Annotated in this window: 30 protein-coding genes; 11 read left to right on the top strand and 19 right to left on the bottom strand. The window is 60.6% G+C overall.

Going from position 1 to position 25,418, the window contains the following annotated elements:
• The first annotated feature begins 79 nt into the window (after positions 1–79).
• A complete protein-coding gene (locus GN234_RS06565; RefSeq protein ID WP_163854159.1) occupies positions 80–613 on the top strand; it encodes a DUF3087 family protein in 534 nt (177 codons plus the stop codon).
• A 4-nt stretch (positions 614–617) separates the two neighbouring features.
• On the opposite strand, the gene GN234_RS06560 is transcribed toward GN234_RS06565, so the two are convergent.
• From GN234_RS06560 to GN234_RS06525, 8 genes are all read right to left on the bottom strand, one after another.
• Positions 618–1,088 (bottom strand): arsenate reductase ArsC, encoded by a 471-nt coding sequence (locus GN234_RS06560; RefSeq protein ID WP_163854157.1) that lies wholly within the window; start codon positions 1,086–1,088, stop codon positions 618–620.
• Positions 1,089–1,229: 141 nt separating this feature from the next.
• Positions 1,230–1,409 (bottom strand): con-10 family general stress protein, encoded by a 180-nt coding sequence (locus tag GN234_RS06555; protein WP_109755208.1) that lies wholly within the window; start codon positions 1,407–1,409, stop codon positions 1,230–1,232.
• Positions 1,410–1,535: 126 nt separating this feature from the next.
• Positions 1,536–2,099, bottom strand: a complete 564-nt coding sequence (locus GN234_RS06550) for an ATP-dependent Clp protease proteolytic subunit (protein WP_057450977.1) — start codon at positions 2,097–2,099, stop codon at positions 1,536–1,538.
• Positions 2,100–2,215: 116 nt separating this feature from the next.
• Positions 2,216–3,271 (bottom strand): DNA topoisomerase IB, encoded by a 1,056-nt coding sequence (locus GN234_RS06545; RefSeq protein WP_176688114.1) that lies wholly within the window; start codon positions 3,269–3,271, stop codon positions 2,216–2,218.
• Between the two features lie 209 nt (positions 3,272–3,480).
• Entirely contained in the window at positions 3,481–4,560 is a 1,080-nt protein-coding gene (gene modC, locus GN234_RS06540; RefSeq protein WP_116832089.1) for a molybdenum ABC transporter ATP-binding protein, read from the bottom strand.
• Positions 4,561–4,563: 3 nt separating this feature from the next.
• Positions 4,564–5,244 carry a molybdate ABC transporter permease subunit gene (gene modB / locus GN234_RS06535; protein ID WP_163854155.1) on the bottom strand — a complete coding sequence of 227 codons (681 nt, stop codon included), beginning with the start codon at positions 5,242–5,244 and terminating at the stop codon, positions 4,564–4,566.
• Positions 5,245–5,997, bottom strand: a complete 753-nt coding sequence (gene modA, locus GN234_RS06530; RefSeq protein WP_109755204.1) for a molybdate ABC transporter substrate-binding protein — start codon at positions 5,995–5,997, stop codon at positions 5,245–5,247.
• Positions 5,998–6,224: 227 nt separating this feature from the next.
• Positions 6,225–7,298, bottom strand: a complete 1,074-nt coding sequence (locus GN234_RS06525; RefSeq protein WP_176688113.1) for an NAD(P)H-dependent flavin oxidoreductase — start codon at positions 7,296–7,298, stop codon at positions 6,225–6,227.
• Between the two features lie 148 nt (positions 7,299–7,446).
• Here GN234_RS06525 and GN234_RS06520 point away from each other — a divergent pair, with 148 nt between their 5' ends.
• A complete protein-coding gene (locus GN234_RS06520) occupies positions 7,447–7,935 on the top strand; it encodes a GyrI-like domain-containing protein (RefSeq protein ID WP_109755202.1) in 489 nt (162 codons plus the stop codon).
• On the opposite strand, the gene ada is transcribed toward GN234_RS06520, so the two are convergent.
• The 5 genes from ada to GN234_RS06495 form a co-directional block, all read right to left on the bottom strand.
• Positions 7,899–8,972 carry a bifunctional DNA-binding transcriptional regulator/O6-methylguanine-DNA methyltransferase Ada gene (gene ada / locus GN234_RS06515; RefSeq protein WP_116832091.1) on the bottom strand — a complete coding sequence of 358 codons (1,074 nt, stop codon included), beginning with the start codon at positions 8,970–8,972 and terminating at the stop codon, positions 7,899–7,901. The two genes, GN234_RS06520 and ada, sit on opposite strands and share 37 nt — an antisense overlap.
• Before the next feature lie 88 nt (positions 8,973–9,060).
• Positions 9,061–9,741, bottom strand: coding sequence for a DNA oxidative demethylase AlkB (gene alkB, locus GN234_RS06510; RefSeq protein WP_109755200.1), 681 nt, complete (start codon positions 9,739–9,741; stop codon positions 9,061–9,063).
• A complete protein-coding gene (locus GN234_RS06505) occupies positions 9,728–10,447 on the bottom strand; it encodes a 2OG-Fe(II) oxygenase (RefSeq protein WP_176688112.1) in 720 nt (239 codons plus the stop codon). Before GN234_RS06505 ends, alkB begins: the two co-directional genes overlap by 14 nt.
• Before the next feature lie 276 nt (positions 10,448–10,723).
• Positions 10,724–10,894, bottom strand: coding sequence for a hypothetical protein (locus GN234_RS06500; RefSeq protein ID WP_162893818.1), 171 nt, complete (start codon positions 10,892–10,894; stop codon positions 10,724–10,726).
• Between the two features lie 28 nt (positions 10,895–10,922).
• Entirely contained in the window at positions 10,923–11,225 is a 303-nt protein-coding gene (locus tag GN234_RS06495) for a DUF1883 domain-containing protein (RefSeq protein WP_109755198.1), read from the bottom strand.
• Positions 11,226–11,427: 202 nt separating this feature from the next.
• Here GN234_RS06495 and GN234_RS06490 point away from each other — a divergent pair, with 202 nt between their 5' ends.
• Positions 11,428–11,781 carry a hypothetical protein gene (locus tag GN234_RS06490; protein ID WP_109755197.1) on the top strand — a complete coding sequence of 118 codons (354 nt, stop codon included), beginning with the start codon at positions 11,428–11,430 and terminating at the stop codon, positions 11,779–11,781.
• Between the two features lie 109 nt (positions 11,782–11,890).
• Entirely contained in the window at positions 11,891–12,121 is a 231-nt protein-coding gene (locus tag GN234_RS06485) for a hypothetical protein (protein ID WP_109755196.1), read from the top strand.
• 3 nt (positions 12,122–12,124) lie between these two features.
• Here the strand turns inward: GN234_RS06485 and GN234_RS06480 are convergent, their stop codons facing one another.
• Together GN234_RS06480 and GN234_RS06475 are read right to left on the bottom strand one after the other, a co-directional pair.
• Positions 12,125–12,406 carry a hypothetical protein gene (locus tag GN234_RS06480; RefSeq protein ID WP_109755195.1) on the bottom strand — a complete coding sequence of 94 codons (282 nt, stop codon included), beginning with the start codon at positions 12,404–12,406 and terminating at the stop codon, positions 12,125–12,127.
• 114 nt (positions 12,407–12,520) lie between these two features.
• On the bottom strand, positions 12,521–12,736 hold the full coding sequence (locus tag GN234_RS06475; RefSeq protein ID WP_109755194.1) for a hypothetical protein: 216 nt from the start codon (positions 12,734–12,736) through the stop codon (positions 12,521–12,523).
• A 234-nt stretch (positions 12,737–12,970) separates the two neighbouring features.
• Between GN234_RS06475 and galU the strand changes: the two genes are divergently transcribed.
• The 4 genes from galU (at position 12,971) to ahpF (ending at position 17,920) form a co-directional block, all read left to right on the top strand.
• Positions 12,971–13,810, top strand: a complete 840-nt coding sequence (gene galU, locus GN234_RS06470; RefSeq protein ID WP_003182953.1) for a UTP--glucose-1-phosphate uridylyltransferase GalU — start codon at positions 12,971–12,973, stop codon at positions 13,808–13,810.
• Positions 13,811–14,137: 327 nt separating this feature from the next.
• Positions 14,138–15,496, top strand: coding sequence for a glutathione-disulfide reductase (gene gorA, locus GN234_RS06465; protein WP_109755193.1), 1,359 nt, complete (start codon positions 14,138–14,140; stop codon positions 15,494–15,496).
• A 173-nt stretch (positions 15,497–15,669) separates the two neighbouring features.
• Complete coding sequence (gene ahpC, locus GN234_RS06460; RefSeq protein ID WP_025213143.1) at positions 15,670–16,233, top strand: alkyl hydroperoxide reductase subunit C; 564 nt, start codon at positions 15,670–15,672, stop codon at positions 16,231–16,233.
• Between the two features lie 124 nt (positions 16,234–16,357).
• Positions 16,358–17,920, top strand: coding sequence for an alkyl hydroperoxide reductase subunit F (gene ahpF / locus GN234_RS06455; protein ID WP_109755192.1), 1,563 nt, complete (start codon positions 16,358–16,360; stop codon positions 17,918–17,920).
• A gap of 240 nt (positions 17,921–18,160) precedes the next feature.
• Here the strand turns inward: ahpF and gloA are convergent, their stop codons facing one another.
• Entirely contained in the window at positions 18,161–18,682 is a 522-nt protein-coding gene (gloA, locus tag GN234_RS06450) for a lactoylglutathione lyase (protein ID WP_109755190.1), read from the bottom strand.
• 194 nt (positions 18,683–18,876) lie between these two features.
• Here gloA and GN234_RS06445 point away from each other — a divergent pair, with 194 nt between their 5' ends.
• The gene (locus GN234_RS06445; RefSeq protein ID WP_176688111.1) at positions 18,877–19,404 is read left to right on the top strand and encodes a DUF4946 domain-containing protein; all 528 of its coding nucleotides are present in this window, start codon (positions 18,877–18,879) and stop codon (positions 19,402–19,404) included.
• A 104-nt stretch (positions 19,405–19,508) separates the two neighbouring features.
• Here GN234_RS06445 and GN234_RS06440 read toward each other — a convergent pair whose 3' ends face one another.
• The 3 genes from GN234_RS06440 to GN234_RS06430 form a co-directional block, all read right to left on the bottom strand.
• Complete coding sequence (locus tag GN234_RS06440; protein WP_058544518.1) at positions 19,509–19,874, bottom strand: histone-like nucleoid-structuring protein, MvaT/MvaU family; 366 nt, start codon at positions 19,872–19,874, stop codon at positions 19,509–19,511.
• 223 nt (positions 19,875–20,097) lie between these two features.
• On the bottom strand, positions 20,098–21,642 hold the full coding sequence (locus GN234_RS06435) for an EAL domain-containing protein (protein WP_176688110.1): 1,545 nt from the start codon (positions 21,640–21,642) through the stop codon (positions 20,098–20,100).
• Between the two features lie 232 nt (positions 21,643–21,874).
• On the bottom strand, positions 21,875–22,738 hold the full coding sequence (locus GN234_RS06430; RefSeq protein WP_109755187.1) for a LysR family transcriptional regulator: 864 nt from the start codon (positions 22,736–22,738) through the stop codon (positions 21,875–21,877).
• 237 nt (positions 22,739–22,975) lie between these two features.
• Between GN234_RS06430 and GN234_RS06425 the strand changes: the two genes are divergently transcribed.
• Both GN234_RS06425 and hppD read left to right on the top strand, forming a co-directional pair.
• A complete protein-coding gene (locus tag GN234_RS06425; RefSeq protein ID WP_176688109.1) occupies positions 22,976–23,920 on the top strand; it encodes a DMT family transporter in 945 nt (314 codons plus the stop codon).
• Between the two features lie 250 nt (positions 23,921–24,170).
• Complete coding sequence (gene hppD, locus GN234_RS06420) at positions 24,171–25,247, top strand: 4-hydroxyphenylpyruvate dioxygenase (RefSeq protein WP_176688108.1); 1,077 nt, start codon at positions 24,171–24,173, stop codon at positions 25,245–25,247.
• The last annotated feature ends 171 nt before the right edge of the window (positions 25,248–25,418 follow it).

Genomic DNA, 25,418 nt, shown 5'->3' with positions numbered 1-25,418 from the left:
GAGCCCCAGCATAGCTAAATCGACCGGGCAGGCGATAATGCGTGACTCTTTTGATGCCGTACAAGGAAATTGCACCGCGATGTTCGAGATCAAACCGTGGGATGGCGACACCTACCGCAAGCAGACCCGCCGCAGCACCCTGATCATCGCGGTGGTGTTCCTGGCCCTGGCGATGCTGCTGTCCAGCCTGGCGGTGATGCTGTTCGGTACGCCGGGGGGCGATAACTTTCGTTTCAATCTCGGCGGGGTGATTGTCGCGGTGCTGGCGATGGCGGCGCTGATGCGCCTGTATTTCTGGTCGCAGCCGTGGATGGCCGCGGCGGTGTACGGTTGGCAGCTCAAGCGCAGCCTGATGAAAATCACCAACGTGATGCATCAGGTGACCGCCGGCGTGCAGGCCCAAGACCCCACCGCCATGAAATTGCTGCGTTTCTACCACCTGGGGTTGGCCCAGATGCATCAGTTGGATGCCAACTCCAGCGCCCAGGGCTCGCTGGCCCGGGAGGCCGACGCGCACTTGGCGAAGATGCAGGCGCTGGGCCTGGATCCTGAACAGTCGCGCCTGGACCCGAGCTGGATCGAGACGCTGAAGCAGGCTTATCGCGCAGGTTGATCGCTCAGAGGGTGCCGATGCGGTCGAGCTCGGCTTTCAAGGCCTGGGCGTCGAGCTGGTCGAAGGGCAGGGCGAAAAAGGCCCTGCAGCGGGTTTCGATACGGTCCAGCGTGCTGTGGAAAGCCTGGCCGATCTGATCGTCGCTGCCTTGGATTTCCGACGGATCCGCCAGGCCCCAATGGGTCTTGATCGCCGGGCCAAAGTACACCGGGCAAGCTTCATTCGCGGCGTTGTCGCACACCGTGATGACGATGTCCGGCGGGTTGCTTTCGAAGGCGTCGTTGCCCTTGCTGCGCAAGCCTTTGATGCTGATGCCGGCCTCCTGCAAGGTACTCAGGCTGCGCGGCAGCACCTGGCCCTTGGGGAAGCTGCCGGCGCTGACGGCTTCGAACTCGACGGGAGCCAGGTGGTTGAACATCGCTTCGCTGAGAATGCTGCGACAGCTGTTGGCTGTGCACATGAAGAGGACTTTCATCGATCGGCTCCGATAAGCGCAAGGTAGGGCTGCGCCGGAGTATATGCGGACAATCGAATATATGGAATTTCGTATTTGTGATGAGGATATGAGCAGATAGCGCCAGGGCGCAGGATGCCTGCGCCCCAGCGGTTGGGAGAGTTACGATTTTCTGCCGCCGCCTTGGCCGCGTTCACTGCCTTTGTTACCGGCGCCGGTGCCTTTCTGCCGGTCGTTGGCAACGTTGCCGCCCGACGCTTGTCCGCCTTTCTTGCCGGCTTCAGATGCCTTTTCACGATCGTTTGCGAAGTTGCCTGGGTTTTTGTTTCCGCTACTGGCCATCTCGAGAATCCTCATTTTGGTTGAGCGAGCAACGTGCCTCGCATTATTTGGGAAAGAAAATGGCCGGGGGAAGTTTAAAAAAACTCTCTGGCTGGCGACGAATGGTCAGCCCGTGGATGTGTAGTTCTAATCCTCGCCGCCGCTGACTTTCCAATGCTTGGCATCTGTCGGAAAAACCACTTGCTCGACTCGATGGGCAATGCCGAATGCCAGGGAGTTTTCCGCCGGAATGACCCGTTCCTCGGCGCACAGGCATTTGAAGATATCCAGCTGTGTCGCGGCGCCGGCGGTCTCCTTGACGTAGATTTCCACATAGCGCGCCACGTCGTTGTCCAGGCTGGACAGGTATTCGCGCAAGCGTGAATGGTCCACCGATTTCTGGCCGAAGTACCAGTTCATGGGGTGGATCAGAAAACGCGAGTGCGGGGTGGTGGTGCGGTCGCTGGCGGCCAGGTACATGACGATGCCCATCGACTCTATGTTGCCGGCGTTCACCGCACGTACTGGCACCGGAAGGGACTTGATGAAGGTGTAGAGGGTGAAACCGAAGTTGGTACTGCCACCGACCGTGGAGAGATTGAGCATCAGCGAATCGGCGCCTTTTTCGATGGCTTCCAGGCAATTGTCCCGGAAGCGTTCCGTGGTGCCCTGATCGATCTGGCAATGGAAATGGACAATGTGTTCGGACATCTGAAACTCCTGTCGACTTCATCCGTTGACGTGCCTGCGCAACGGTGGCGCTGTACAGTTGGGAGTCCAGCGGTCTGCGGATGTTCCTCATCCAGGGCTAGCAGCCCATGGACGCATCAAGCCGGTTGCTGTTGTTCGCACGCCTGGGCGGCGTCTCTCATGCGCTGCAGGAACAGCGTCAACCCGGCTTCTTCCTCACTGAGGCCTTTACGTGCCCGGGGTTTGGGCAGTTCCCCCAGGGCGCCGAGCAGGAAACCCTCGACCACTGCAGGATGAATGTAGCACTTGCGACAGACGGTCGGCGTGTTGCCCAGTTGCCGGGCGACGTGCCTGACCATCTCGGCCACGTGTTTCTTGGCCTCGGTCTCGGTTTCCCAACGCAGCGTCCGCAGCCCGGCCAGGGCCGCCGCACTGCCGGCCCAGGTGCGGTAGTCCTTGGCGGTGAAGTCCGCACCGGTGAGGGTCTTGAGGTAGGCGTTGATGTCCGAAGAAGTGATGGCGTGGCGCTCGCCGTGTTCGTCCAGATACTGGAACAGGTTCTGCCCGGGGATCTCCTGGCAGCGCTTGATGATCCGTGCCAGGCGCCGGTCTTTCACGGTGATCTGGTGTTCGACGCCGCTCTTGCCACGGAACTGGAAGGCGATGGCGCTGCCGTTGACCTCGACATGTTTGCTGCGCAGGGTCGTCAGGCCGTAGGAGCGATTGTCTCGGGCGTACTGGGTGTTGCCGACGCGGATCAGGGTTACGTCCAGCAAGGTGATGACCGTGGCCATGACCTTGTCGCGGCTGAAACCGGGCTGGGCCAGGATCTCTTCCAGGCGTTTGCGCAAGCGCGGCAGGGTGCGGCCGAATTCGAGCATGCGCGAGTATTTGTCCGCATCGCGCACTTCACGCCAGCGCGCGTGGTAACGGTATTGCTTGCGGCCCCGGGCATCGCGACCGGTGGCCTGGAGATGGCCGCGTGGGTCGGTGCAGATCCACACATCGGTGTAGGCAGGCGGTACGGCCAAGGCGTTGATGCGTTGGATTTCGGCGGCGTCGGTAATCCGCTGGCCCTGCGGGTTGAAGTAGCAGAACTTGCCGCGCAATTTGCGCCGGGTGATGCCCGGGGCGGTGTCGTCGACGTAATGCAGGTCGGCCGGCAGTGCGTCCGGGGGCAGGGTGTCGGGCATGAAAAAAGTCCTTGGCAGCGAATCCGGTGGCCTGTGAATTCATTGACCACGGGCGGTTGCGGTCGTGCCAAGTTTCTGAAGGGGACAGGAACCCCTGTGGGAGCGAGCCTGCTCGCGATGGCGTCAGACCAGCCCACATCAATGTTGACTGAACCACCGCTATCGCGAGCAGGCTCGCTCCCACAGTGACATCATCTGGCTACAGGGTCCTACGCCAACACCGCCACCGCCTTGATCTGCGCCCACAACACCTGCCCCGGATGCAGCTTCAACTGGTCGCGCGAATACCGGGTGATACGCGCCAACAGTGGCGTGCCGGCGGCTTCCAGACGGATCAGCACATGGGCGGCGTTGTCGGCGGCCTGTTCGCTGACCACGGTCACTGGCAGGCGATTGAGGATGCTGGTCTGGGCGTCGTTTGCCAGGCTCAGGCTGACGTCCCGGGCCTGGACCTTGAAGCGCAGCGGTTGGCCGAGGGCCAGGGACGTGTGGGCCACACGTACGTTCAGTTGGCTGCCGGGCAGGTTCAGGGTCAGCAATTGATAAGTCGGGTCATAACCGCTGACCTTGCCCTCGATCACCACCCCAGCGTCATCCCCCAGGGCCAATGGCAGGTCGAGCCGGGCCAGGGTCTCACCGATGGGGCCGCTGGCCTGAGCGCGGCCAGCATCGAGCAGCACGATGTGGTCGGCCAGGCGCGCCACTTCGTCCTGGGAATGGCTGACGTACAGCACCGGGATATCCAGCTCATCGTGGAGCCGTTGCAGATACGGCAGGATTTCGTTTTTGCGCCGGGTATCGAGGGCCGCCAGCGGCTCATCCATCAACAACAGCCGCGGGCTGGTGAGCAAGGCGCGGGCGATGCCCACCCGCTGGCGTTCGCCGCCGGACAGGTTGTGCGGCGGCCGATCGAGCAAGGGGCCGATGCCCAGCAAGTCGGTCGCCTGGTCCATATCCACCCGTCGTTGAGCCGGCGCAATGCGCTTGAGGCCGAACGCCAGGTTGGCCCGCACCGACAAATGGGCGAACAGGCTCGCCTCCTGGAACACATACCCCACTGGCCGTTTATGGGGCGGCACGAATACACCGTGTTCACTGTCCTGCCACACGTCGCCATTGACCTCGATAAAACCACGGGGCGGCCGCTCCAGTCCGGCGATGCAGCGCAGGCAGGTGGTTTTGCCGGAACCGGAAGGCCCATACAGTGCGGTCACGCCACGGCCTGGCAGTTGCACATCCAGGTCCATTGAAAAAGCCCCATGGTCGAGCTGCAAACGCGCGTGAATCATCGATCAGCTCCAACCGGCACGGGTTCTGCGGCTGGAGTACAGCGCCAGCAGCACAACGAATGAAAACACCAGCATCGCCGCCGCCAGCCAGTGGGCCTGGGCATATTCCAGGGCTTCGACATGGTCGTAGATCTGTACTGACACCACCCGGGTTTTCTCCGGGATGTTGCCGCCGATCATCAGTACCACGCCGAATTCGCCGACGGTATGGGCGAAACCGAGAATCGCCGCGGTGATAAAACCGGGGCGAGCCAGGGGCAGGATGACGCTGAAGAAAGTATCCCAGGGACTGGCCCGCAGGGTGGCGGCGACTTCAAGGGGGCGGTTACCGATGGCGGAAAAGGCGTTCTGCAATGGCTGCACCACAAACGGCATGGAATAGATCACCGAGCCGATCACCAACCCGGTGAAGCTGAAGGTGAGGGTGCCCAACCCGAGGGTCTGGGTGAGCTGGCCGATCCAGCCGTTAGGCCCCAACGCCAGCAACAGGTAAAAGCCGATCACCGTGGGCGGCAATACCAACGGCAACGCCACCACCGCACCCACTGGCCCGCGCAGCCAGGAGCGGGTGCGCGACAGCCATAAGGCGATGGGCGTGCCGATGAGCAGCAGGATCACCGTGGTCAACGACGCCAGTTTCAGGGTCAGCCAGATCGCTGCGAAGTCGGCACTGGTCAGTGGCATTTAGCGTTGATAACCGTAGGCTTGGATGATGGCGGCGGCTTTCGGTCCCTTGAGGTAATCCACCAGCGCCACGGCGGCCGGATTGTTACGGCCTTTGCCAAGGATCACCGCGTCCTGTTTGATCGGGTCATGCAGTTCGGCCGGGACGATCCAGGCCGACCCCCCCGTTACCTTGCCGTCCTTGTACACCTGGGACAGTGCAACGAAGCCTAGCTCGGCGTTGCCGGTGGAAACGAATTGATAGGCCTGGGTGATGTTCTGGCCTTCGACAATCTTGCTCTTGACCTGCGCGGCCAACCCCAGCTTGTCCAGTACCTGGGTCGCGGCCAAGCCATAGGGCGCGGCCTTCGGGTTGGCGATGGACAGGTGCTGGAAAGCGTTGCCCTTGAGGACCTGGCCCTGGCCGTCGACATAACCGTCCTTGGCCGACCACAGCGCCAGCGTGCCGACGGCATAGGTGAAGCGCGAGCCCTTGACGGTGTCGCCTTCGCTTTCGAGTCTGGCCGGGGTGCTGTCGTCGGCAGCGAGGAAGACCTCGAACGGCGCGCCGTTCTTGATCTGCGTGTAGAACTGTCCGGTCGCACCGTAGGCGGCCACCACTTTGTGCCCGGTGTCTTTTTCGAAATCGGCGGCGATGGCCTGGAGCGGGGCGGTGAAATTGGCGGCAACCGCCACTTGCACCTCATCGGCCTGGACGGTGCCAACGGTAAACAGTGTGGTCAGCAGCAACGGCGCGAAGCGGGGAAAGGGCATGGGGACGGCTCCATAGGGTCATATTCGCTATATACCAGAATATATAGCGAATGACTGGCAAACGGAACGCGGCAATTTGTCGGGGACATTGGTGTGAGAGGACTGCCGCCATCGCGAGCAGGCTCGCTCCCACATTGAATCTATGGCGAACATACCTTTTGCAGCCACACCAGAACCCCTGTGGGAGCGAGCCTGCTCGCGATGGCGGCCTGACAGGCGATGATGAGTCAGGAACTGCCACGGCTGTTCAATCGGGCCAATGTCTCCTCGGCCAGCCGCCGGGTCAGCTCGGCGCTCGACAACTCGCGACCCAGGGGAAACGCCTGGCCGGCCCAGAGGTTGCTGAAGTCCGCTTCATCCTTGGCGCGCAACGGCATCAAGGCCCCACCGGCCAGGGGAAAGGCCGGGGCCAGCGGGCTCATCGGGCCCACTTCGCGCATCACCCGGTTGACGATGCCCCGGGCCGGGCGGCCGGTGAACAGGTTGGTGACGGCGGTCTGGCTTTCCTTGGCTGTGCGCAGCGCCCGGTGATGGGACGCGCTGATCTTGGCCTCGGGCGTGAACAGATAGGCGCTGCCCAGTTGCACCGCCGAGGCGCCAAGGGCAAACGCCGCGACGATCCCCCGCGCATCGCCAATGCCGCCGGTAGCGATCACCGGCACCTTCACCGCGTCCACCACCTGGGGCAACAAGGCGAACAGCCCGACCTGGGTATTGAGGTCGTCACTGAGAAACATCCCGCGATGCCCGCCTGCTTCATAGCCCATGGCGATGATCGCGTCGCAACCGTGCTGTTCCAGCCAGATGGCTTCCTCGACGGTGGTGGCCGACGAAAGGATTTTCGCGCCAGTGGCCTTCACCCGATCCAGCAAGGATTTTTCCGGTAGGCCGAAGTGGAAACTGACCACTTTCGGACGCATCTCCTCCAGCACGCGACAGGCCGCATCATCGAACGGCGTGCGGTTGGACACCGGCGTCGGCGTGTCGAAGTCCGCGCCCAGCTCCTGGTAGTACGGCTTGAGCCGCTGCTTCCAGGCCTCGGCCCGCTGTTCATCGAACGCCGGCGGCTGGTGACAGAAAAAATTCACATTGAATGGCTTGTCGGTCTGTTCACCGATGGTCGTCAGTGCCTGGCGCAGTTGCTCGACATCCAGCATCGCCGCCGGCATCGAACCCAGCCCGCCGGCATTGCAGGTCGCCACCACCATGTCCGGCCCGGTCACCCCGGCCAGCGGCCCCTGGATAATCGGCAGCTCGATTCCGAGCAGGTCAAGAATGCGCGTATCTGGCCACTGGCTCATGTGCGGGTCTCCGACGGCAGAAAGGAAACAGCGTTTTTAGCAGGTGTACCCCGGCCAGGGCCAGTCGAGTTTTTCAATGGCGCACCGTAACTTGATCCCCACAACGGGAGGGTTACCATGCGGCTTCATTCATCAAGGAGCCTGACTCATGGAAGTGAAACTCAAGACCGTCGAACCCTTCACCGTGGCCGGCCTGCAGGTGCGTACCCGCAACACCGACGAGCAGCAACCCGACACGGCCAGGATCGGTCCGATGTGGCAGCAGTTCTTCACCGAAGAGCTGTTCGACACGATTCCGGCCAGGCAGTCGGAGTCGTTCGTCTACGGGGTGTATTCCAATTACGAGTCCGACGCCACCGGCTATTTCGACGTGACGGCCGGGGTGCAGGTGGATGCGACCAGCGCAGGCTACCCCGCCGTGGACATCGAAGGCGGGGACTACCTGATGTTTGCGGCCAAAGGGCCGATGCCCGATTGCGTAATCCAGACCTGGGGCCTGATCTGGGCGTACTTCGCCGATAACCCGCAGACACTGCGTCGCTTCACCACCGATTTCGAGGTCTACAGCGGCGACGAATCCGTGGCGATCTACATTGGCGTTCAGTCCGCGGACGAGCGTTCCAGCGCCAGCAACTGACGCTTGCGTTCCACGCCCCAGCGATAGCCCGACAGGTTGCCGTCGCTGCGCACCACCCGGTGACAAGGGATCGCCACCGCCAGGCTGTTGGCACCGCAGGCCTGGGCCACGGCGCGCACGGCCTTGGGCATGCCGATGCGCTGGGCGATCTCGGCGTAGCTGGCGGTGCTGCCCGGTGGAATGTCCCGCAGGGCTTGCCAGACCCGCTCCTGGAACGCGGTGCCGCGCAGGTCCAGGGGCAGGTCCAGGCCCAGCGCCGGGGCTTCGATAAAGCCCACTACTTGGGCGATCAACTGCTCGAATTCGCGGTCGGCACCGATGAGATTGGCCCGACGGAATTTGTCTTGCAGGTCCCGCACCAGCGTGTCCGGGTCGTCTCCCAGCAGGATCGCGCACACGCCACGTTCGCTTTGCGCCACCAGGATCGCCCCGAGGGAGCATTGGCCGACGGCGAAACGGATGTCGGTGTTCTGGCCCTTGGCGCGGTAGTCGGTGGGTTTCATGCCGAGGACTTTGTCGGCGGCTTCATAGAAGCGGCTGTTGGAATTGAAACCGGCGTCGTACAGCGCATCAGTGATCGTCCCACCATCGGCCAGGCGCTCGCGCATCCTGCGTGAGCGATGGGCGGCGGCGTAACCCTTGGGGGTCAGGCCGGTGATGGCCTTGAAGATCCGATGAAAATGGAAGGGGCTCAAGCCGGCGCTGGCTGCCAGTTCATTCAGCCCCGGCAGCTCCTCGGCCGCCTCGATCTGCCGGCAGGCCGCCGCGACCCGGGCCGCTTGTTGGGCGGCGACCTGGGTCTGGTCCCTGGCCGCGCGCTTGCTGGGGCGATAACCGGCTGCCTGGGCTTGTTCCGGGGTGTCGAAGAACTCGACGTTACGCGGGTTGGGCAGCCGCGACAGGCTGCTGGGGTGGCAGTAGATGCCGGTGGTTTTCACGCCATAGACGAATTGCCCATCGGCGCGCGGATCCCGGGCGAGCACGGCGGCCCAGCGCGGATCTAGTTCAGGGGCGAGATTGTTCGAAGTGCTGTTCATGGTCGTTATGTCCATTGGCCCGTTTTGTCTACAGTAGCGAGCCTGTGGGGTGGCAACACTCCGGGTCTTGCGGTTGAATTCTGCACCGTCATCCGGCGGTGCGAAACGTCAGGTTGATCCGCTGGCTGCCCAGGCGCGGATGCTGTCCTTCCTTAAGGGGCAGCACGCCGTGGTAACGCAAGCGGTCCACGCCGCCCCAGACCACGATGTCGCCGTGCAGCAACGGGATGCGCAGGCTCTTGTCGCTGCGCTCGAAGCCGCCGAACTGGAACACCGCTGGCAAGCCCAGGGACACCGAGACGATGGGGGCGGCGAGGGAACGTTCGTTCTTGTCCTGATGCAGCGACATCCGCGCGCCGGGCACGTAGCGGTTGATCAGGCAGCTGTCGGGCTCGAAATGCTCGAACTGTGCCTGCCGGGCGGCGGCCTGGGCCAGCTCGCGAAACACCGCCGGCATCTCGGGCCAGGGCTGGCCGGTCTGCGGGTCATGGGCGGTGTAGCGATAGCCGCTGCGGTCGGTGGTCCAGCCCAGCGCGCCGCAACTGCTCAGGGCCACCGACATGGTAAAGCCGCCGGGCGTGACCATCTGCCGGAACGGCGCGGCCTGCAAGACGCTTTCCAGGGCCGGCAGCAAATGCTCCAGCCAGGGCAGGGCGAACCCGCGTAGCACGAAGGATTGTTGGCCGATCTGTTCGACCTGGCCGGGCGTGGTGGGCGCCTGGTCGGCGAACAGGTCCAATGTGAGCGGTGTGTCACTACTGCGCATCATGAAAAATGATTCCCAAGGTGTGCCGCCTGCCGCTGTGCACGCAGCTGACGCCATGACGCATGTTCACCCGATAATAACCGCGAACGCCTTTGACCGGCCGTTGATGCACGGCAAATACCACTGCATCGCCCTGTTTCAGATCGATGACCTGCGGCCGCGATTGCATGCGCGGGCGTTGCTCGGTCAGCACGAACTCACCGCCGCTGAAGTCCCGGCCCGGTTCCGACAACAGGATCGCGACTTGCAGTGGGAACACCTGCTCGCCGTACAGATCCTGGTGCAGGCAGTTGTAGTCCTGGGGGCCGTATTGCAGCAACAACGGCGTAGGACGTTGCTGCCCGGCGACATGGCAGCGTTGAATAAAGTCTGCGTGCTCGTCGGGGTATCGCACCTCAAGGCCCATGCATTCGTTCCAGCGGTTCGCCAGCGGTACCAGCATCGGATACAACGCCTGACGCAGCTGTTGGATGAGGTCCGGCAGCGGATAGCGAAAATACTGATACTCGCCGCGCCCGAATCCATGGCGGGCCATGATCACCCGGGAACGAAAAAGCCCGGGTTCGGCGTACAAATCACTGAGCAGCCGGCATTGCGCTGGCAGCAGCAGGTTGCGAATGATTGCACAGCCGTCCTGGTCGAGGCTCTGTTCCAGGGCGGGCCAGTCAAGGTCGGCGAGGTGTTGGGGCAGGGAAGGCGTAGGGGGCACGATAGCAATCCTGTTGGGAAGGACTGTTCAGTCTGCGTAGTGCTGCGTTGCCGGGCACTCCGATTCTTGCGGTGCGCAGCCATTCCCTGTGGCGAGGGAGCTTGCTCCCGCTGGGCGGCGAAGCCGACCCAAACTCACTGACGCATTCTTTCAGGTAGACCGCGCCAGCAGGTTTTACGACTGCTGCGCAGCCGAGCGGGAGCAAGCTCCCTCGCCACAAGAGCATGGCGTTCACTGGCCATGGGGCCATCAGCTGAAATCAATCGGGATGAGTCGTTACAGCGCTTTGCTGACACCGATTTCGCTGATCACATCGTCGGTTTCGCCATGCAGTTTCTGCAACGCGGCCCTGGCTTCTTCCTCGGTGCCGTTTTCCAGTTGCGCGAATTCGAAGCGGCGTTCGCCGTTGAGCTTGTACTTGATGACGTATTTGGTCGTCTGGGCCACGGTTTTACCTTTCTTGAAGGGGCGATGCTCAGCTCAGTTTCGAGCTGGAACGCCGGATGATTTTGATCTTGTGAGTCAGGTTCGGCTTGCGCGTGACGCTGATTGCACGGCGGTTGACGGTGTCGATGGTGATGTTCCAGAAACCGGTGCTAGGGGCGGTGATCCTGGCCGGGAAGGTGTCGAACGCGCCGCCGTGATAAGTGTGCCGGCCGCCGTTCTTGAAGCTGCGGAAGTTGGCGTCGTTCATCAAACGGATGTTGCACATTTGGGAGCATTCGATGACGACGATGTCGTCTTCGTTCAGGTGCTCGCGCTGGTGAATGAATTTCATGGGGCGCCTCCAGAGGGCTTTTTCTACCAAATCAAAACGATAGCAAGGGCAATGATGCGCAGTTTATCAGCCCCGAGTGTTAATATCCGGCCCGCGCTCCAGGCTTTGTTCATTTATCGCAGGAAGCGGGATAAAAAAAGCGGTGCGGTACCGGAGAAAAACGGCATCTGCACTGTCGGAGGGTCTTTATTGGAGGAATCATATGAAGCGCAGCGTGTGGGTGTTGGCATTGGCCATGAGTGGATGTGCATCGGTATCGGACATCAACCAGACGCCGCCCACCATGAGCGTCATTTCCGGAAAGAAACCCCACGAATATGCCAAGTGTGTTTCTGACAAACTGGCCAGCAGCCGTGGTCCATTGCAAGTGGAGCCGCACAAGAATGGTGGTGTGCGGCTGATCGTCCCGGGCAAACTGTCGACCCTGCCGGCTGCGGTGTTCGACATTGACGAGCGCTCCAGTGGCAGCAGCATCAAGTTGCACGAAAGCATGTCCAACGTACCGGTACGTCCGGGCGACGTGCAGGATGCGGCCAACGCCTGCATTTCCGGCTGATCGCAGGCTGCGCCTGACGAGCGGGCCGGGCATCGGATAAACTGTTGCCCTCGACAAAAAATGCCGCCACGGTCAACGTTGGCGGCATTGTCATTTATGGAGTCAGTCGATGAAGCGCGAGCAGGTGCGTGAGCGCCATGCAGAAGGTCTTATATCTGCCACTCATGTGATCCAGAATCCGGCGAGCCCGGGCGAATGGATCGTGTTCTTCAAGAAAAGCGCCGGGCGCAGCTTTTTCCTGGTGGATGAGCAGGACGAAGTCGAATCCTTCAGCAGCCTCGACGAACTGATCGAGACCATACGCGGCCTGGGTATCAAGTTCGCCGAGATCCACATGTAGTTCTTACTTGCACACCACCACGACACTGCGGCTGGTGTAGTTGCCGACGTCGACACCCAGGGTCTTTTCGCTTTCCTTGGCCTGCGGTGTGCCATCGGTGCCGACGATGCGGTAGCCGGTGCCGGCACAGGACGCATCGGCTTTTTCATAACAGGTGGCCCAGTCATTGGCTTCGCCGGAGCAATCGATGGCCAGTCCCTGCTCGCCATTTGCCAGGTAGGTTTTTTCGGCAGAGGCACAGCCCGCCAAGGCCAGGACGGCAAACAGCGCCAAAAGTGTTTTCATGGAATCGTCATCAGGAAGGGAGGGCAGGCGCGAGAATATAGCGAATGGCCATTCCGGTACAGATAAACAAAGCCCCGTTCAATGCCGTGCGTCATTTACTTGAGGCTTGTCTGTTTACTTCTTGCGGCGGGGGCTGCGTGCGGGGGCGGTGTCGCGTTCTTTCGCCGCAGGCGCGGCGCGTTCGTCCTGGAAAACCGCGGCCACTTCCACGGCCATGGCCTTGCTGGGCAAGGGGCCGGCGACCTGCTCACCGTGGTAGTTGATAATCCACCATTGGCCGTCCTTGTCCTGGCTGACCGAATAACCGTTTGCGTTTCTTGTTGCCGACATCTAGTTGCCTCATTGGCGTGATCAAGGCCGCCATGATACGTCAAATGCTCGCAAACAGCGCTCACTGGCGTAGAGTGGGGCCGCTGCAGCCATCGAAACGAAAGGCGATTGAACTATCCGTCGTTTTTTATTTCTCTATGATGGCATCGGTTGGCCAGTGCGGGCATTGTAAGGTGCCCGTCGCCTGATTAGACTGCGCCGAAACTCGTACACACCGCCTTTTCAAGGACTTATATGATCAAGAAATGCTTGTTCCCAGCAGCCGGTTACGGTACTCGCTTCCTGCCAGCGACTAAAGCCATGCCCAAAGAAATGCTGCCGGTGGTGAACAAGCCACTGATCCAGTACGGCGTCGAAGAAGCCCTCGATGCGGGCCTGACTGAAATCTCCATCGTGACTGGCCGCGGCAAGCGCGCGCTGGAAGACCATTTCGACATCAGCTACGAGCTGGAAAACCAGATCAAGGGCACCGACAAGGAAAAATACCTGGTCGGCATCCGCAAACTGCTGGATGAGTGCTCGTTCTCCTACACCCGCCAGACCGAAATGAAAGGCCTGGGCCACGCGATCCTGACCGGTCGCCCGCTGATCGGTGACGAACCGTTCGCCGTGGTCCTGGCGGACGACCTGTGCGTCAACCTCGAAGGCGACGGCGTACTGACCCAGATGGTCAAGCTGTACAAGCAGTTCCGCTGCTCCATCGTGGCGATCCAGGAAGTCGATCCGCAGGAAACCAACAAGTACGGCGTCATTGCCGGCGAAATGATCCGCGACGACATCTACCGCGTCCACAGCATGGTTGAAAAACCAAAACCTGAAGACGCACCGTCGAACCTGGCGATCATCGGTCGCTACATCCTGACCCCGGACATCTTCGACCTGATCGAACAGACCGAGCCAGGCAAGGGCGGTGAAATCCAGATCACCGACGCCCTGATGAAGCAGGCCCAGAACGGCTGCGTCATGGCCTACAAGTTCAAGGGCAAGCGTTTCGACTGCGGTGGCGCCGAAGGCTACATCGACGCGACCAACTTCTGCTTCGAGAACTTCTACAAGACCGGCAAGGCTTACTGATAGCCTGCGCCGCGCCTTGAAAAACGCCCCGACTGGTTCGGGGCGTTTTTTTTCTACAAATCGCAGGCACTGAAGATCCCGTGGCGAGGGAGCTTGCTCCCGCTGGGCGGCGAAGCCGACCCAAACTCACTGACGCGTTCTTTCGGGTAGACCGCGCCAGCAGGTTTTACGACTGCTTCGCAGCCGAGCGGGAGCAAGCTCCCTCGCCACTAAGGCAAGCTGCGAAAGATGCCGTTTGGCTTTTCAGGTTCCGCCCCCCATAACCATCGCAACGCTGCCTCAGGTGAAAACAGCGGGTATGCTGATGGACTGCCGAAGGAGATAGAAATGGCCTACGATTTTGACTTGTATGTGATTGGCGCCGGTTCCGGTGGTGTACGGGCGGCGCGGTTTGCCGCTGGTTTCGGGGCCAAGGTTGCCGTGGCGGAAAGCCGCTACCTGGGCGGCACCTGCGTGAACGTGGGCTGCGTGCCCAAGAAGCTGCTGGTCTACGGCGCGCATTACGCCGAAGACTTCGAACAAGCGTCGGCCTATGGCTGGACGGCGGGGGAGCCGAGTTTCGACTGGGCCACGCTGATCGCCAACAAGAACCGGGAGATCAATCGCCTCAACGACATCTACCGCAACCTGCTGGTCAACAGCGGCGTGGTGCTGCACGAAGGTCACGCCAGGATCACCGGGCCCCATGAGGTCGAGATCAACGGCCAGCGTTACAGCGCCAAGCACATCATGATCGCCACCGGCGGCTGGCCGGTGATCCCGGACATTCCGGGGCGCGAGCATGCCATCAGCTCCAACGAGGCATTTTTCCTCAAGGAACTGCCCAAGCGCGTCATCGTGGTGGGCGGTGGCTACATCGCGGTGGAGTTCGCCGGGATTTTCCACGGCATGGGCGCGCAGACGTCGTTGCTCTACCGCGGTGAGCTGTTCCTGCGCGGCTTTGACGGTGCGGTGCGCATGCACCTGGCGCAAGAGCTGACCCGCCGTGGCCTGGACCTGCAGTTCAACGCCGACATCAAATCCATCGAAAAACTCGACGATGGCAGCCTCAGTGTCGAGCTCAAGGATGGCAAGACGTTGATCACCGATTGCGTGTTCTACGCCACCGGCCGACGGCCGATGCTCGACAATCTGGGGCTGGAAAATACTGGTGTCACGCTGGATGAGAAGGGCTTTGTCCAGGTCAACGAAAAATACGAGACCACTGAACCGTCGATCCTGGCCATTGGCGACGTGACCGGTCGTGTCCAGCTCACCCCCGTCGCCCTGGCCGAAGGCATGGCGGTGGCGCGACGTCTGTTCAAGCCCGAGCAGTATCGCCTGGTGGATTACCGGATGATTCCCACCGCCGTGTTCAGCCTGCCGAACATTGGTACGGTGGGTTTGACCCAGGAGCAGGCCGAGGAGGAGGGCTATACGGTAGAGATTTTCGAAAGCCGCTTCCGGCCGATGAAGCTGAGCTTGACCGACTGCCAGGAGCGCACCCTGATGAAACTGGTGGTGGATGCCAAGACCGACAAGGTGCTGGGTTGCCACATGGTCGGGCCGGATGCCGGGGAAATCGTCCAGGGGCTGGCCATTGCCCTCAAGGCCGGCGCCACCAAGCGCGACTTCGACGAAACCATCGGCGTGCACCCGACCGCCGCCGAAGAGTTCGTGACGATGCGTACCCCCGTGGCCTCCTGATCCCTGCCGAACCGATGGCGAGCGAGTCTGCTCGCCATATTAAGTTTTCTTCTATCTATTTAGCTGCTGATAGCCAAAACCAATCATTCACATGAGGTTTGCCAATGAGCCAGCCCGGGGATGAGTGGTTAAGATCCTCTCCATCAACTTTCAACCCTGACGGAGAAACATCGATGCCTATCATCAACAGCCAAGTTAAACCGTTCAACGCTACCGCTTTCAAAAACGGCGAATTCGTTCCGGTATCGGACGCCGACCTGAAAGGCAAGTGGTCTGTAGTGTTCTTCTACCCAGCCGACTTCACCTTCGTTTGCCCAACCGAGCTGGAAGACCTGGCCGACAATTACGCCGAGTTCAAGAAACTGGGCGTCGAGATCTACAGCGTGTCGACCGACACCCACTTTGCCCATGCGGCCTGGCACAACACTTCGCCAGCCATCGGCAAGATCCAGTACACCATGATCGGCGACCCAACCCACGTTATCTCCCGCAACTTCGACGTGCTGATCGAAGAAGTTGGCCTGGCTGACCGCGGCACTTTCGTGATCAACCCAGAAGGCCAGATCAAGATCGTTGAACTCAACGACGGCGGCGTAGGCCGTGACGCTTCCGAGCTGCTGCGCAAGATCAAGGCCGCTCAGTACGTTGCCGCTCACCCGGGCGAAGTCTGCCCAGCCAAGTGGAAAGAAGGCGAGGCCACCCTGGCTCCGTCCCTGGACCTGGTCGGCAAGATCTGAGTCTGTGAGTCATCCGAGGGCGATTCGCTCTTAATCAAGTAAGCCGCTTCGCCCCAAAAAACGCCCGGGCGAGATTCGCTCGGGCGTTGTTTTTTCTGAAATTCAAAAAATGGAAATCGCCCGTATGTTGGACGCCAATCTTAAAGCTCAGTTGAAGTCATACCTGGAACGGGTCACCCAGCCGATCGAGATCGTCGCCTCCCTCGACGACGGTGCGAAATCCCAGGAAATGCTCGCGTTACTCCAAGACGTCGCCAGTCTTTCCCACCAGATTACCTTGCTCGACAACGGCAGCGATGCGCGCAAGCCTTCGTTCTCGTTGAATCGCCCGGGAGCCGATATCAGCCTGCGTTTTGCCGGCATTCCCATGGGCCACGAATTCACTTCGCTGGTGTTGGCCTTGTTGCAAGTCGGCGGCCACCCTTCGAAGGCCAGTGTCGAAGTCATCGAACAGATCCGCTCCCTCAAGGGCGAGTTCAACTTCGAGACCTATTTCTCGCTGTCGTGCCAGAACTGCCCGGACGTGGTCCAGGCGCTGAACCTGATGGCGGTGCTGAACCCGAACATTCACCACGTCGCCATCGACGGCGCGCTGTTCCAGGCCGAAGTCGATGAACGTCAGATCATGGCCGTGCCAAGCATTTACCTCAATGGCGTGAACTTCGGCCAGGGCCGCATGGGCCTGGAAGAAATTCTCGCCAAGATCGACACCAGCGGTATCGAACGCCAGGCCGAGAAAATCAGTGCCAAGGACGCCTTTGATGTACTGGTGGTCGGCGGTGGCCCGGCTGGCGCTTCGGCGGCGATCTACGCGGCCCGTAAAGGCATCCGCACTGGCGTGGCGGCCGAACGTTTCGGCGGCCAGGTGCTCGACACCATGGCCATCGAGAACTTCATCTCGGTCCAGGAGACCGAAGGGCCGAAACTGGCCGTCGCCCTGGAAGAACACGTCAAGCAGTACGACGTGGACATCATGAACCTGCAGCGCGCCGACGCCCTGGTGCCGGGCAAGGACGGCGGGCTGCATGAAATCAAGTTCGCCAGCGGTGCGAACCTCAAGGCCAAGACCGTGATCCTGGCGACCGGTGCCCGCTGGCGCGAAATGAACGTGCCGGGCGAGCAGCAGTATCGTAACAAGGGTGTGGCGTACTGCCCGCACTGCGACGGTCCGCTGTTCAAAGGCAAGCGCGTGGCGGTGATTGGTGGCGGTAACTCCGGTGTCGAAGCGGCTATCGACCTGGCCGGTATCGTCGCCCATGTCACCTTGCTGGAGTTCGATGTGCAATTGCGTGCCGACGCGGTGTTGCAGCGCAAACTGCACAGCCTGTCGAACGTCACCGTGATTACCAACGCCCAGACCACTGAAGTGACGGGGGATGGCCAGAAGGTCAATGGCTTGCGCTACAAGGACCGCCCGAGCGGTGAAGTACGGGATGTGGCGCTGGAAGGGATCTTCGTGCAGATCGGCCTGTTGCCCAACACCGATTGGCTCAAAGGCACCGTCGAGCTGTCGCCGCGGGGCGAGATCATTGTCGATGCCCGTGGTGAAACCTCGATCCCTGGTGTGTTCGCCGCAGGTGACGTGACCACCGTGCCGTACAAGCAGATCGTGATTGCCGTGGGCGAGGGCGCCAAGGCCTCGTTGAGCGCCTTCGATCACCTGATCCGTACCTCTGCGCCGGCTTGAACAACCGATAGCAGCAAAAACAAAACCCCATGAGCCTGGCTCATGGGGTTTTTTATTGGCTATTTCACGCACTCACCACTAACCGATGTGGGAGCGAGCCTGCTCGCGATAGCAGTGGGTCAGCCTGCATCAATGCTGAATGTGCCGCCGTCATCGCGAGCAGGCTCGCTCCCACAGGGGATTTGTGCGGGGCGAAAAGTCCACGTCACTGACAATCAAATGTGGGAGCGCTGGTGAGTGTTAAAGCGGCGCAGGCTGGATGATTTCGACCCAGTAGCCATCCGGGTCCTTGATGAAGGCCAGGCTTTTCATACGGCCATCGTTCAGGCGCTTCTGGAAATCGCAGCCCAGTGCTTCGAAGCGCTCGCAGGCGGCGACGATGTCCGGTACAGAGATGCAGATGTGGCCGAAGCCGCGTGGGTCGCTGTTGCCATTATGGTAGGCGAACGCCGGGTCGCTTTCGGTGCCATGGTTGTGGGTCAGTTCGAGGATGCCAGGGATCGACTTCATCCATTCGGTACGTGCTGCGGCATCCGCTGGGATCTGGCTTTTATCCACCAAAGCCAGGAAATACAAGCTGAATTCGGCTTCCGGGAAGTCGCGTTTCTCCACCAGCGAGAAACCCAGCACGCGGGTGTAGAAATCCAGCGACTGGGTGATGTCCTTGACCCGCAGCATGGTGTGGTTGAAGACGAACTTGGCTGTGGCGGCGTCAGGTTGGGCGGTGACGCCCGGGAAAGTATTGAGTTCGTGCAGGCTCATGGGCCCTCCGGAAAATAAGTGGGGCAAACGACGCCGCAACCTTGCTGCGGCGGTTCCTGGGCTTGCGTCAAACGGCGTCCTTGCAGGTGCGCCCATGATACGCAAGGGGCGCGGCATCGCCAAACCGCGTGTGGCTCTTGCCTGGTCCTGCCTCGAGCTTCAGACTTGACGATTCGTCCCTGGGTGCCAACGCAATGATTCGACCGTTCCTTTCGCTGTTTGTCCTGCTATTTGCCTGTGTTGGTGGCGTCCAGGCGGCCGAACCGCAGGTCGCTTGGCCCCAGGGTTGGGTTGTCGAGCCGCTGCCCGCCGATGTATCGGCCTCTGCGGCGCCGGCCCCCCAGCGACAACGTGCAACCAAGAGTGATTCGGCAGGCAATGCCGTGATGGTCATGGAACTGACCACGACCACCGTCGAGCCCGATCATCAGGTCAACTTACAGGGCGTATTGTTGGAAATGCGCAAATCAATCCAGAAGGATTTTTTCCAGGGCGGTTACCAGAGTGTGTGCACTAAGATCCATGCTTCCATGTTGGGCGGCGTAACTGCATTGGAAACCACTTGTACGATCACGCAAAACGGGCGACATGTATTGTCTCAGGCCCTCGTCGCGGCACTAAATGAGGGCAAGGCTTATGTGCTGTCCTATGCAGGGCAGGCGCAGGTGTTTGTTGAAAGCCAGGATGAAATACAGTCGGTGCGAAACAGTTTGAAACTATAACGCCGTCAGCGTAATACACCCGGGATTTAATCCAGAAGTTTAGCCCATAAAAAAGCCCTGAGTGTATTCAGGGCTTTTGCAGGGAGGCTGTCAGCCACGCATTATCAACCACGCAACCAGGAATCGACGGTCGCTGCACCGTATTGTTCTTTCCAGGCTTTCAGGCCGCGGTGATTGCCGCCTTTGGTCTCGATCAACTCGCCGGTGTGCGGGTTCTGGTAAACCTTTACCACTCGCGCACGGCGGGTCTTGGTGGGTTTGGTCGATTGCAGGCTTGCCTTGGACGGGTTCGGGTCGAGGATCGCGACGATGTCGCGCAGGCTCTTGCCGTAGGTTTTCATCAGTCCCTGGAGCTTTTCCTCGAATTCGATTTCCTTCTTGAGCCCGGCATCGTTCTTCAGCGACTCCAGCTGCTTGAGCTGTTCTTGAAGGGCCTTTTCGGCTGCACGAAATTCAGCGAGTCTGGACAAAATCGTTACTCCAATCAAAATATTTGGCTGATATCAACCGCAAACAAAGCTATAAGCTAAGCGCCTTGAAGCGACTCAGTGTTAATGACTCTCCTGCTATCTGGCACAGGTAGAAAAAATTGTAGTAGTTAATCCGGAAAGTGTAAATCGTAACTTTTTCGTTATGTAACAACAGCAAACGTTTTTACCAGTTGGCGCATCGTCGTCAATAGATCGGCGGCGGTTAACTGCCATTAATGCCGGCCAACGTCTCAATGAACGCCTGCCCGCTAATCGGTCGACCAAATAGGTAACCCTGTAGAAAGTTCACCCCATGGGCGCTCAGGTAGTCGCTTTGTTCGACGGTTTCGACACCCTCGGCAACCATGTCCAGGCCCAGCTTGCCCGACAGTTCGATAATGCTGTCCAGTAGGTGCCGCGACAGGGTATCGGCACCGATCATCGCGACAAAACTCTGGTCGATCTTCAAGAAGTCCACATTGAACTGACGCAAGTACGCCAGGCTGGAATGACCCGTGCCGAAATCGTCGAGGGCGATCTTGACGCCCAGTTCCCGCAGTTGGCCAAACAGTTGCTGGGTAACGGGCGTAGGTTCGATCAGTTCGCGCTCGGTCAACTCCAGTACCAGGGTAATCGTACCTGGCGCGAAGGCACCGAGAAATTCGCGACAATCGTCCACCAGTGCCAAGTCCTGGCAGTGACGGGCGGTGATGTTGATGCCGACATGAAACGGCGCTTCGAGTCGAGGCGCCAGCGGCACCAGCAGGTGCATGGTCTGCTGCATCAGCGCCCGGGTCATCGCTACGATCAGGCCGCTGTGTTCGGCGAAGGGAATGAACAGGTCCGGGCGAACCAGGCCTTCCTTGGGGTGGTTCCAGCGCATCAGTACTTCGACGCCGGCCCAGCGTTTGCTATCGCTGTGCACGACCGGTTGCAGATACGGAACGAACTCGCCGGCTTCCAGTGCCCGTTGCAGTTCACGGCTGGGTGACGAGGCGCGTTTTTGCAGCCAGTGCCCGAGCGTCCCGGCAACGACGCCAAAAAAGATCAGCAGGCTGAACAGCGGTGGATATTCCCGGGCCATGTAGCGCCAGGTTTCACCCTTATCGAATCCGGCTTCCACATTGAAGGCGTAGCGCGATGACCCCAGCTCATGCCGGGCGACCGGCAGCATGGGCAACGGGGCTGGGCGGACCTTGCCGTCCGCCGTCAGCCAGTTCGGCCCGACTTGCAACCGTAGGCGGGTCTGGCGACCGATCAAGCGCAAGACGTTGGCCAGGTGATACCCGTCAAGCGTGGCCAAGGCGCCTTGATGGCCCACGTTGAGCCGATAAACCAGCAGCGCGGTATCCGGCGTGACCGGGTTGCCGTCCATGAGCCACAACGTGCCTTGATGGTAGTCGCCCGGGTTGACCCGTTCCTCGAAGGCCCCGAACAGCGAGCTGCAATACAGGCTGTTGTCCCAGATAAGATTGGTCGAGCGGACAAAGGGCCGGCGTGTCACTTGCTCGCGTAATGCCAGCTTTACCGCTTCGCAGGGTTGGCCGGCCAGGGGCAATAGTTCCCGAGCCGCCAAGGCGGTATTGTCGAGCATCAGTTCGATCTGCCTGACCGATTCCTCGGCAGTCTGCCGGGTTTGTTGCGCCAGCGTCCGTTCGGCCTGCATGTACAAAATGGCCAGCCCTGACAGTATTGGCACCAGGCCGCAAAGCAGGGTGACCAGATAGCGACGGGGCCGGGTGTGCGAGCGGGTAGCGGTCAAGGGCATCGGCACAACCTGGAAAAGGGGATGAGGGGGAAACGTTGGATGCCGACCATGATAGATGGCCTGTCGGTTACTTGCTGACAGCAGTGTGACTGTGGGAGCGAGGTCTGTGGGAGCAAGGCTTGCCCGCGATGAACGATCATGCGGTCCACTTGGAGAACCGAGGTGCCTTCATCGCGAGCAAGCTTTGCTCCCACAGGTTCAATGCCAGGCTCCCACAGGTTCAGTGCTGGGCTCATGGCTGTCGGGCCAGTTCGATGAACGCCAGGGTGGCGGGCGAGGCCTGGCGGCTGTCCAATACCGCCAGGCCAATCTGGCGCGGCACTCGCGGTGACAATGGCCGCGCGACGAAGCCCGGGCTCTCGACGTCCGGCAACGAACCTTCGGAAACCACGCTCACCGCTTCGCCACGCCTGACGACATCCAGGGTGCTGAGCAGTTGCGAGCAACGGAAACGCACGTTCGGCGTCAGCCGGGCGGCATTGAACAGGCGAGTGACCAGCTCCGACGATCCTGCCTCGGTGAGCACGAAGGGGTCGTTGCACAGATCCTTGAGGCTCAGGCTGGCCTGGGTGGCGAGGGGGTGTGAAGTGGGCAGCAGGGCGACCATCTGATCTTCCAGCAGCATGAACGTATCGAAACGGTCCTCGGGCAGCACCACGAAGCCGACGTCGATCCGCCGTTCGTCCAACCACTGGATGACCTGCCTGTCAGGCCCTTCATCGATGTGTACTTCGATTCCTGGATGCAAGTCTCGATAGCGCCGCAGGATACCGGGCAACAGTTTCATCGATGAAGTTGGCCCGAACGAGCCGATGCGCAAGGTACCTCGGCGCATGCCCCGGGCATCGGCGGCTTCCTGGCGCAAAGTGTTGGCCAACCCGAGCATGGCCCGGGCCCGCAGCAGCAACTGCTGGCCAATGTCGCTGAGCTCCACCGCCGACTGATGACGCCGGAGCAATTCCACCCCCAACTCCTGTTCCAGGGATTTGATGGCGTGGGAGACCGCCGACTGGCCGATGCCCAGGCGCATTGCCGCCGCCGTGAAACCACGGAGCTCGGCGACCAGGGAGAAGATTTCGAGTTGGGTGAGAGTCATGAGGGATTGCTCATTTTACGATGATCAAGCATGACCCCAATACTGACGTATCTGACCTGAATCAGGAAGCAGCATCGCCCTGGTGTGGGGGCTGTGGGAGCAAAGCTTGCTCGCGATGAACGATGACTCGGTTTGCCTGCTGAATCGCGCCGCCTCCATCGCGAGCAAGCTTTGCTCCCACAATCAATCCCTTCACCACAGGTTGTGTCGTTCTCATTAGCGTGCCGCGGTGAAACCATGAAAGCCCTCGAACAAACCGTCCCAATCCCATCGGACCTGCCGGTCTATCTGAAGCTCGCCATGGTCACCATGATCTGGGGCGGGACCTTCGTGGCCGGCCGGATCCTTTCCGATGCCTTGGCTCCGATGTTTGCCGCCAGCCTGCGTTTTCTGCTGGCCAGTATCGCGCTGCTGTCGTTTCTCGCCCTGGCCGGGATCCCGCTGGTCAGGCCCAGTGTGAAGCAGGGGTTGCAATTGGCCGCCCTGGGGTTCTTCGGAATCTTTTTCTATAACCTGTGCTTCTTCTATGGCTTGCAGTACATCAATGCGTCGCGGGCGTCGTTGATCGTGGCCTTGAACCCGGCGGTGATCGGACTGGCGTCCTGGTGGTTGTTCAAGGAGCGGCTGAGCCGCTTGAAAGTGGTGGGCATCGCGCTGTGCATCGGCGGAGCGGGACTGGTGATCGTCAGTCGTGATCCGGCCTTGTTGCAAGACGCAGTACAGGGCTGGGCCGGTGACCTGCTGATTTTTGGCTGCGTGCTGGGCTGGGGCATCTATTCGCTGTTTTCCAGGAACCTGAATGAAAGCCTCGGCCCCTTGCAGACCGTGACCTGGTCGATTCTGCTGGGCACGTTGATGTTGTGGCTGGCCTGCGCAACGGCGGGGGAGATCCGCCTCGAAGCCTTGTGCGCACTGGACATGGAGCAATGGCTGAGCCTGTTGTACCTCGGCGTGCTGGGCTCGGCCCTGGCTTATATCGCCTGGTACGACGGCATTCGCCGGATCGGTGCGACCCGTTCCGGGGTGTTCATCGCACTCAATCCGCTGACGGCGGTGCTGCTGGGGGCGCTGCTGCTCGACGAACGGCTCACGGCCTTGATGTGTGTCGGCGGGGGCGTGATCCTGGTGGGCATTTTCCTGTGCAACAAACCCCTTGCGCGGTCGAAGGAAAAGGCGATTTGATACAGAAGGCGGACAAACCTGGTTACGCTGTGTAGAATCGATTTACGCATATAAGAATAACGTCTTCTGGCAGCAGAAGCCTCGCCCGCAAGAGCCTTGGGTCGACAATGAAGATACTTGGGTTTCAACTGATCTATGGCGATTTCCTCGCCCGCAGCGTTCGTGGCATTTCCTGCGCGCCGCCCCGTGTCCCCTGCATCGCTTGCAACTAACTTTTTTTGTTAATTGACCAGAATGATGAGGCGCCGACATGGCAGATCTATACGAAAACCCCATGGGCCTGATGGGCTTCGAATTCATTGAATTCGCATCGCCCACACCCAACACCCTGGAGCCGATCTTCGAGATCATGGGCTTCACCAAAGTGGCCACGCACCGCTCCAAGGACGTGCACCTGTATCGCCAGGGCGCGATCAACCTGATCCTCAACAACGAGCCCCACAGCGTGGCCTCGTACTTCGCGGCCGAGCACGGTCCGTCGGTGTGCGGCATGGCGTTCCGGGTCAAGGATTCGCAACAGGCTTACAAGCGCGCCCTGGAACTCGGCGCCCAGCCGATCCACATCGAGACCGGCCCGATGGAGCTGAACCTGCCGGCGATCAAGGGCATTGGCGGCGCGCCCCTGTACCTGATCGACCGTTTTGGCGAAGGCAGCTCCATCTATGACATCGACTTCGTCTTCCTCGAGGGCGTTGACCGCAACCCGGTGGGCGCGGGCCTGAAAATCATCGACCACCTGACCCACAACGTCTATCGTGGGCGCATGGCCTATTGGGCCGGTTTCTACGAGAAACTGTTCAACTTCCGCGAGATCCGCTACTTCGACATCAAGGGCGAATACACCGGCCTGACCTCCAAGGCCATGACCGCCCCGGACGGCATGATCCGCATTCCGTTGAACGAAGAATCGTCCAAGGGCGCCGGGCAGATCGAAGAGTTCCTGATGCAGTTCAACGGCGAAGGCATCCAGCACGTGGCTTTCCTCACCGATGACCTGATCAATACCTGGGACAAGCTGAAAAGCATCGGCATGCGCTTCATGACCGCGCCGCCGGACACCTACTACGAAATGCTCGAAGGCCGCCTGCCGAACCACGGTGAGCCCGTGGCGGAACTGCAATCGAGGGGCATTCTGCTGGATGGTGCTTCCGAGCAAGGCGACAAGCGCCTGCTGCTGCAGATCTTCTCGGAAACCCTGATGGGGCCGGTGTTCTTCGAATTCATCCAGCGCAAGGGTGATGATGGTTTCGGCGAAGGCAACTTCAAGGCGTTGTTCGAGTCCATCGAGCGTGACCAGGTGCGTCGTGGCGTGCTTGCTACCGAGTAAAGCCTGAGACCAAAAAGCCCGCCTGAGGTCATTGCCAGGCGGGCTTTTTGTTGCCAGACGCAGATCAAAATGTGGGAGCGAGCCTGCTCGCGATTGCGATCTGGTTGGTACATCAGTGGGGCATGTGCCACCGCCATCGCGAGCAGGCTCGCTCCCACAGGGTTAAGTGGT

The sequence above is a fragment of the Pseudomonas bijieensis genome, assembly GCF_013347965.1.
In the GTDB taxonomy this organism is placed as follows: domain Bacteria; phylum Pseudomonadota; class Gammaproteobacteria; order Pseudomonadales; family Pseudomonadaceae; genus Aquipseudomonas; species Aquipseudomonas bijieensis.
The sequence above is the reverse complement of the archived record's forward strand: the minus strand, read 5'-3'. Positions and strand labels throughout refer to the sequence as shown.